This is a genomic window from Leptothoe sp. PORK10 BA2, assembly GCF_034932105.1.
In the GTDB taxonomy this organism is placed as follows: domain Bacteria; phylum Cyanobacteriota; class Cyanobacteriia; order Phormidesmidales; family Phormidesmidaceae; genus Leptothoe.
Map to the genome: position 1 here is coordinate 1 of NZ_JAYGIG010000178.1, position 8048 is coordinate 8048.

An 8048-nucleotide genomic window follows, 5' to 3' on the forward strand; every position below is an offset into this window, starting at 1 on the left:
CTAGTTTTATCCAACGGTTCTCACTCGATAATTTGCCCCCAAACGGCAGATAGAAGTTCTCGAACGATAGTTGCCCCGGTGATGAGTGTCGGTACATGTCCCTGATTAAGTGCAAGGGTTTTGTGCAGTTTAGCCAATTTCCTGTGCACCTAATCAGGACGTAACAGCCTGTAACCCTTGTTAAGTCTACGTCGCTATTTTTTCAGCAAGCCCTAAATATTATGTTCGAAGACAACATGAAGACTGTTGTTTTCGAACAACTCGAGTCTATCGGTACTTTTTTGTCAGAAATTGCCTAATCCTCTAAATGTATGCTGTTTACTTTTTTGAACGAACGGCAGCTTATACCAAGGGAGATAGGGATATTCATGGTGCTCCCAGTGATACCCAAAATGATAGCAGGTTATAAACGACCAAAAAATAGGGTAATAGCTACTAGTGGAGCAATGAGAATTTTCAATATCACCTGATTCGGAGAAACTTTCACTACACAAACGATGTGGGAAGAAAGTCCCAAAGAGGAATAGCTGTATTGAGCTAAGGAAGATGGGCAGTATCCAAAACAAAAGTAGATTGACAACGGAAATATGAAACCCAACATGGAGGGTTAGAAAGAGAATTCCTATCCCCAAAAACAGGGCAACACTTTGTTTGACATCCAGATAACTTTGCATGAATTTTAGATACCAGGCAAAGATATTACGATGAATGCCATCATGAAAGTCTGGATCACTCGCTTGACCAGGATGGCGATGGTGTTGCCAATGATTAAGTGAAAGCTTCTGGTAAGACAGAAATGCGTATAGTATGACGGCTAGTTGTCCAAACCAGTAATTTAATCGGAGACTACCTGGCAGTATGGCTCCGTGAATGGCGTCATGGGCCACAATGAATAATCCCGTCTGGAGAAACGTTCGTCCTAAGATAGCCGGCAAAAACCATAGGAGTGATAACTGCCTAATATCGATCAATGCGAGGAATTCCAGACTGCTTAGCCAAAGCAACATGATGAGCAAAGCCATCAGTGAGCCAGTCAACCGTTTTGGTGTTAGATTATGCTGCACACTTATTAGAATTTCAGGCGTTACTGGATAAAGAAGGGTTGGGGTTGGGGGCTGATGCGCGAGTGAGGCAGACTTCTGCTCTTCTATCTTATAAACGATTAGGTTGACCTACTTAGGAGTTTGCGCAAAAATAACACACTGCTGTTTAGCATCTCATACGCCCTTCTCCCCAGGGAGAGGGGCTGGTTAACTGCTCGTGATTGGGACTTATTGAAGCGCACTCCCTTTGCCAGGAAAGTTGTCATTTCACTAACGTTCATCCATAAGCACCTGTTCATAGTTAGGATCGTCAGTGCCAAGTAGTTTGTCCCAGAACGTGAAATAGAGCCCGTAATGCAGGGTGTATTTGCGATGATGAATGGAATGATGAGCGGGGCCAATCACCCATCGCCCCAGCCAATGGTGAGGAAATAACACTGGCAATCGGTCGAGGCCAAGATGGTTGACAACCGCCCACACCGTCATCGTGATCAGGACTGCAAATAACGTAACAAAATGCAGCGGAATGACAAAGATAATGCCGACTAAAAAGAGAGACTGCACAATTGCCTCTAGGGGATCAAAGGCAAAAGACGTCCAAGGGGTGGGATAACGCGATCGATGATGTCCTTGATGAAACCAGGGAAAGAGTAATGGGTGATGAAACAACCGATGGGTAAAGTAAAAGTAGGTATCTTGAAGGATTAATACGCCCCCATAGCTTATTCCCAAGTACCACAAACCATATTGTTGAGGGTCACCATACGAGCGAGTCAGGCCCGCACTGTACCCTGAGAGAATAAAGGATGCTGCCAGTGAAAACATACCTGCCGAGAGCACAGAAAGTCTGATATCGCGACGAATTGTGCGCCAAGAGGGATGCCGATGTTGCAAATTATTATTAATAAAAGACTGGCTGAGGGGAGAATAAAAGAGCCCATAGGTTATCCCTGCTATCAGAAAATACCGGAACAGAATAATTCCAAAAAATATGATGCTGTAGAACTCAAATGAATGATCTATCAATGTCAATTCCTTGCGCTCATTTATCTCGATACGGATCACCATTATTTCTGGACTGGTTTTACCGAAATTGAGATCTGGTATCCATAACCATTTTACCTAAGCAGTGGATATTATGTAGTTCTCTAAGACTGGCATGTTCTGGTAGCAATGACGGCAGCGCCAGTAAAGTCTATTTGAACAAGCATGGCGAAGTAAAATATTTGAGCATAGCAAACAAGTATGTCTGCTATGCATCGCTTGGTCGAATTTTATCGAACGGAACTGCCGTTTCTGCTTTAGAGACGGTTGTTTTACTAACGTTACTGAAGAAGCCATTTAAATTACCTCACTATTGAGAATCACCTGATCCTGCTGGTCGAGAATGACGCGCGTCACAGAAGGTTGACCCATTGACCTATTCAGGGGTTACCTAAATACATCATGGCGTAACGAGGATTGAAAAAGCGTTTGCGCAGCGTTTGAGTTGCGTGATTTGTACAGAAATGCATTAATTTGATTTGATTCAATTGTCTTAGCATTTTCGCTCTCGTTGATGCGAAATCGTTGGTCTTGCCTTCCCAGAGGAGCTAGGGGCACATCGACCGGGTTATAGCTATTTCTGCAGGAAACGTTTCGTGTTAGGTTCTGCTCATACCCATAAAACTATACGACTCCGCTCAGCTAGCGAGGAATGTGGGACGGTTACCCTGAAAAAAATACCTGTCGGAGAAGTTTAGCGACGCCTAATTGTTGTTATAGGCGTATCTTAAAACTTTGTATCGGATTAAATCATTTCAATCCAGAAATAGAACATCTAACCATCACAGTGTGGTGAAAAGCGATTGGCTACGATCAATAATATATTTGTATTTGATACCAACGGTGTCATCACGATGGTTGCTGATGCTATAGCTTTGGCCAGTCTCCTCGTTGCACCAATTACGATTACATCCTTTAGCATATAAGTGATCTGGCTCGCAATCGATTCCTAACGGACCTGCCGATTGCTATATCTGATTGTTTTATGGGTCAAATTCATTAAAGGATATAAATCCTTGATTTCTCCCTCTCCAATCCTCAAACCTTCCTTCCAGTACCAATTTCTAATTATTGGCTACGGCAACACATTACTGAGTGGCGCAGCAGTAGGGCATCAAGTCGCCAAAGAAGTAGCCGCGTGGAGCCTACCGTCAGTTATATCCTTAGCTGTACAACAACTGACACCAGAACTGGCCATTGTCATTGCTGAGACCGACTACGTGATTTTTGTGAATGCTTGTGCTCAAAGCTACGCTCAAGCCATTAAGATCACACCGCTCGCTGTTTGCAATCAAAGGCCTAATGCTATTTTCAACAATACTGATGGCGGTGATCCACTATCCTTACTTAAGATCACACAAGAGCGCTATGGACTTCACCCCCAAGCTTGGTCAATACACATTCCAACCGAATGTCTTCATTTCGAAAATCAGCTCTCTGCCACTACCCATCAGGGTTGTGATCGTGCGCTGAGGACGATTGCACAGTTTTTTACAATCTATCGACAGCCCTTCTTACCATAGAACCTATTTGGAATTTCCTCTGAGTTAATCTCCTTGCCATTCCCGATCTTCCAGTTCCTGTTGAGGCAAGAGTAATGTGGTTTCAATTTCTTTCCGGATGGCTGCTGTTACCTCACAATTACTATTCAGACAGTCTATCAGGAGCTGATTGGCATTGTAGTAACGTTGTAGCATTTGTTCCTGTTCAGAAGTAAACTGCCAGGGATGGTGTATATTGCGGTAATGGGTGATTGTACTGTTCAATCGTTCTACCCAATCGGCATAGTTTTTTTGCCACCAGTCCTGAAGCCATTCCTGATTTTGGTGGGGAGAGGGCAGTTGATCTTTCAATTGTTGGAGAGATTTATAAAAACCAGCATCCAGAACTATGACGAGGATATTGTTGAGTGCCTGGCTACAGGCATTGATATAGGCAAAGTCCTGACTGCGATGGTTTGCAAACTCTTGTAGTAAGTTTTCTAACGCGGCATCTAACAATATGCCCTGATCTAGCGTACTGGCTAATGCAAAATGGTCTGCTACAGGGGAGTTTTGGGCCAAGGCCAGGTAAAAGGCTCGAGTGGTGGCAAGTTTCGGCTCAGTTGGGAGGGTCTGAGATTTTTGGCTGGCCCATATCAAAAAATCTTGTAGGTAGGGATCCTGAGAGATCAGGGCATCAATCTGTTGTTTCATTAACTGTATCAGCCCATCGGCGCTGCGCAACATGGCAGCAGTCAATAAGAAGATTTCTCGCCAATGGGAATCGGTAATGTGACTCACCAGACCTCCCAGGGCTTGCTCTAGGGCCTGTAAATTATGGGTGGCCACAATTTTTCGAGCCGTGAAGTATTCTTGAAATACCAAATAAGAAAACGAGAAAATTCCTCGCGCTCGTTCGATTAAGAGGCCATGCTGTGCCTCAATCGCTTTTAGTATGGCTTCGCTTTCGAGCTGCAGTTCCTCTGGTGCTAAAACTGCTCCTGGCAAATTCTGCAAATAGTCGCCAATGTATTGTTCGATGGTACGTTGCTCAAAAAAATACTGCCCTTGTTCAAAAGTAACGGCGGCCAGCTGGCTCAGGAGCCTCAGTTTTTGGGGCAGTAAAAACCCTCGGTAGGCATCATCTCGTTCGACACCCTTGGCTTCATCCCACTTGCCTAGCAGCAAGTTCAGACCTTGTTTATAAAACTCAGCCCGCTTGGTTGGAAATTTGCCTTGCCCTTGAAACACCCAGCAAGCCAGATGAAGAAAGAGAGGAGTGGTTACCAGTTGTCGAAACTGCCAGTTTTCAGGGAAGTTCAGCTTATGAATAAACTGAGCCGACTGTTCTTGCCCCGCTTGGGCCGTCGTTTTGGTCAGGGCCACAAACCACTTTTGGGCAAAGGTGGCAATTTGCGCCTGGGTAAAGGGGGCAATTTCTACATCGGTGAAGCCTCGCAACTGTAGTGGTTGGGCAGCGGTGCGGCAGGTTACCACAAAGCGATTGCGGTGATACTGGTCTGAAAATTTGCGGATTTCTCTCAGAACCGCTGGAATATCCTGATTAAGTACTTCATCCATACCATCCATTAGCAGTAAGACTCGCCCGGCTTTTAACAACGTTTCGAGGGTAGATGGGCTGGAAAGATCAGACGAAAGTAATATTTGATGAGTATAGTCTAAGAGGTTAAAGTCACCGTTGCGGTTAGACTCAGCGGCAAAGTCCCTGAGTGAGATAAAGATGGGAACGTGATCGGCAGCAAACTCGCCCTGGATACATTGAATGGCGAGATGTTTGATAAACGTTGTTTTGCCCACCCCTGGTTTCCCTAGTACCCTGAGCTTTAAGTAGGTTTCAACCGCCTGCATGCCGGGTATTTGCTTCTGCTCAACTGCACCCAAACCAACTCGATCAAATTCAGTCAGTTCCAGGTTTTGTAAGTCAGTGATTTCAAGCTGCTGTTGACTGGTTAGTTCCTCCAAAATATTGACATCTACATAGATGTCATCCAGGCTAACTGGATGATTGATGTCGAGTAACTGTAAGATACCGCATTGATTTTCAATGGTGTCATGGCATTGCGATCGCACCTCCTTCACCAGATCATCTATATCCAGCAAGGTTTCTTTACCCCCCTCTCCAGGGTCAGGAAATTCTGCGGGTGGATCCATCGCAATGTCTCGCCACTCTAAATCCAGTACTGAACAAATCTCCATAAAAAATTGGCGATCGACAGATTGCCCTGTGAAAAATCGCCAAATGGGTTGGCGGGTCTTGAGGTTGACCTCTGCTGCCAGATTTTCCTGGGTCCATCCCTTCAGCGCAAATGCTCGCTTAGCCTGTTGAATTCCAGTTAATGATGCCCGGAGCGATCGTTTTACCATGGCAGAACAACTCATATAAAACTCAGTGTCCCAATCTATAGCAACCACTCCACGTTGCAGCTGCAAGCCGCCATCGCCCTGAGCGCACACTCGGCATCCCAAGCGATAGGGCAAAAGCTATATTTTTACCTCAGTAACTTCAGTGAAATTATACAAACCTTCCAGAAAGTTGCTTCAACTCCCTTCGGTCTGACATAAAATCAAACATTGTTATGGTCCCTGTAGCGATTAGGAACAATTCCGGTAGATCAAGCCGTTGTTTCTAAAGTCTTCTGAGCAGAGAATTTCAGTCGTTGCTTAAAACCAGCCCTTTCAAGGTGAATTGAATACTTTTAATAATTGCCAAAACCTTTTTTGAAAAGGAGTTCTGGGCTTTCATGCCGAAAAAGCACTGTCTACAATCTGAGAGCTTTCTAACAGGAATCGTAAAAACTTCAGAATAAGATAGCTGAAACACCCATAAGTTCGTCGACCCAATTCGCGATTTAGTGCATTTGTTCTTATTTTGGCATGGGCGAATATGATTGAAAGTCCTGCTGAGTATTGGTTTTAGCCAAATATAAAGCTCAAACATGTCACACCTTTAGAGGGCTGTTGCTTAAGACCTCACCTATCACCGGTATAAAGGTTTCAAGCAACGACACATTGTTGAATTTTTGTAACAAATTCAAACATCCCGCTAACTCAAACGCTGGTCTGGCTGAGTGAAAATACTAAAGCTCACACCTCGATCACTACTTGGAGGTTGCCCCGCTTTCTCACCACTCGACAGGCGGTTGCCTCCTGGGAACGCTCAAACTCCAGATCGAGTAGTGTGTGACCCACCCTTGAAATTTTTCAGCGACTATAAGTTCACTGAGGCTGGCAATGTGGGCTGTATAACCCGCAAACAGTTATTGGGCACGTCCGGCACAAGATTCACCATAATTTTCAAGAGCTGAAAGACCGTACCGGTGGCCCAAGCTTGGGGTGAACAGGCCACCGGATACCGTACCGGGCTGCCGGTGGGCGTCCGATCAAAGCCACAAAATAGTTCAGGGGGACACTGATAGGGTTGCTGAGTGGTCATGTCGAAAATGCCCTGGGCGATTTCGAGGGCCTGTTCTGTAAATCCCAGCGATCTCAACCCCGCCGCAATTATGCCATTGTCGTGGAGCCATACAGAACCGACATGATACCCCATGGGATTGTAGGCGACAGAAGTGCTACTCAGGGTACGAATGCCCCAACTGCTAAACATGTCAGGGGCCAGCAGTCTTTCCGCCACACTGCGGGATTTTTCGGGAGAAAGAATTCCTGACCCGAGGCAGTGCCCTGGATTAGAGGTGATGCTGTCTACTGGTCGGCCGTTACCATCTAAGGCCAGGACAAAATAGCCCTGATCAGGGAGCCAGAAGTCTTGCTCGAAGCGTTCTTTGAGGGCTTTAGCTTCGGCTTGCCAGCGATCGCTCCAGCCTGGCCTCTGCTGGAGACTGGCCAGAGGACTCAATCGTACTTGAGCGGTGTAAACATAGCTCTGGACCTCTGCTAGGGCGATGGCACCTTCGGCGATGGTGCCCTTGGCATCTACAATACAGTCATCAGAATCTTTCCAACCCTGGTTATGTAAGCCCCCAGAAGATTTGCACTCATAGGTGACATAGCCAGTCTTCTCGCAGCTGCGGTCAATCCAGGCCATCGCCGCAAGAGCATGCTCTCAAAACTGGTCAAGCAGGGTGCGATCGCCTTTCCAGGCATAGTAATCGGCATAGAGCATCAGCCACAGCGGTGTGGCATCAACCGTACCGTAATAGGGGGTATGGAGCACTTCACCCGCACGAGACATTTGTCCCAAGCGCAGCTCGTGGAGCTTAAAGGGTGACAAGGAACTTCAAGTCTAGATTTGGCAATGATTTGGGAAAATAGGAAGGCAAAAAAATAGGGGACTAAGCATCCCCCACAAAAAATAATATGTTGCCTTCAGTATACTGCATATTCACCTGACTTCGGCAGGCATTCACACCTAACTTCGGCGGTTAAGTCAGCCTTAACTTCGGCAGGGTGATCTCGGCAGACATCTGAGAGTGATTATAGGTTGAATTGAAACTGAAGAAAC

At 45.8% G+C, this 8048-nt stretch carries 4 protein-coding genes and 1 pseudogene; 1 reads left to right on the top strand and 4 read right to left on the bottom strand.

Translation table 11 applies throughout. The features are described 5' to 3' along the window. Positions 1 to 284 precede the first annotated feature (284 nt). Positions 285 to 1022: a fatty acid desaturase gene (locus VB741_RS25515; RefSeq protein ID WP_326522203.1), complete on the bottom strand. Its 738-nt coding sequence runs from the start codon at positions 1020 to 1022 to the stop codon at positions 285 to 287. Between the two features lie 291 nt (positions 1023 to 1313). Next, positions 1314 to 2111, bottom strand: coding sequence for a sterol desaturase family protein (locus VB741_RS25520; protein ID WP_323368046.1), 798 nt, complete (start codon positions 2109 to 2111; stop codon positions 1314 to 1316). 992 nt (positions 2112 to 3103) lie between these two features. On the opposite strand from VB741_RS25520, the gene VB741_RS25525 reads away from it, so the two are divergent. Next, positions 3104 to 3610 (top strand): hydrogenase maturation protease, encoded by a 507-nt coding sequence (locus VB741_RS25525; RefSeq protein ID WP_323368047.1) that lies wholly within the window; start codon positions 3104 to 3106, stop codon positions 3608 to 3610. 24 nt (positions 3611 to 3634) lie between these two features. Here the strand turns inward: VB741_RS25525 and VB741_RS25530 are convergent, their stop codons facing one another. After that, complete coding sequence (locus VB741_RS25530; RefSeq protein ID WP_323368048.1) at positions 3635 to 5953, bottom strand: NACHT domain-containing protein; 2319 nt, start codon at positions 5951 to 5953, stop codon at positions 3635 to 3637. A gap of 720 nt (positions 5954 to 6673) precedes the next feature. Then, a pseudogene (locus VB741_RS25535) lies at positions 6674 to 7802 on the bottom strand (amylo-alpha-1,6-glucosidase); the annotation flags it as partial. Positions 7803 to 8048: the final 246 nt, after the last annotated feature.

What these genes read in the sequence shown, in the direction of transcription:
- VB741_RS25515 (WP_326522203.1), bottom strand. Translation starts at nt 1,022, where the DNA reads ATGGCTTTGCTCATCATGTTGCTTTGGCTAAGCAGTCTGGAATTCCTC.
- VB741_RS25520 (WP_323368046.1), bottom strand. Translation starts at nt 2,111, where the DNA reads ATGGTGATCCGTATCGAGATAAATGAGCGCAAGGAATTGACATTGATA.
- VB741_RS25530 (WP_323368048.1), bottom strand. Translation starts at nt 5,953, where the DNA reads ATGGTAAAACGATCGCTCCGGGCATCATTAACTGGAATTCAACAGGCT.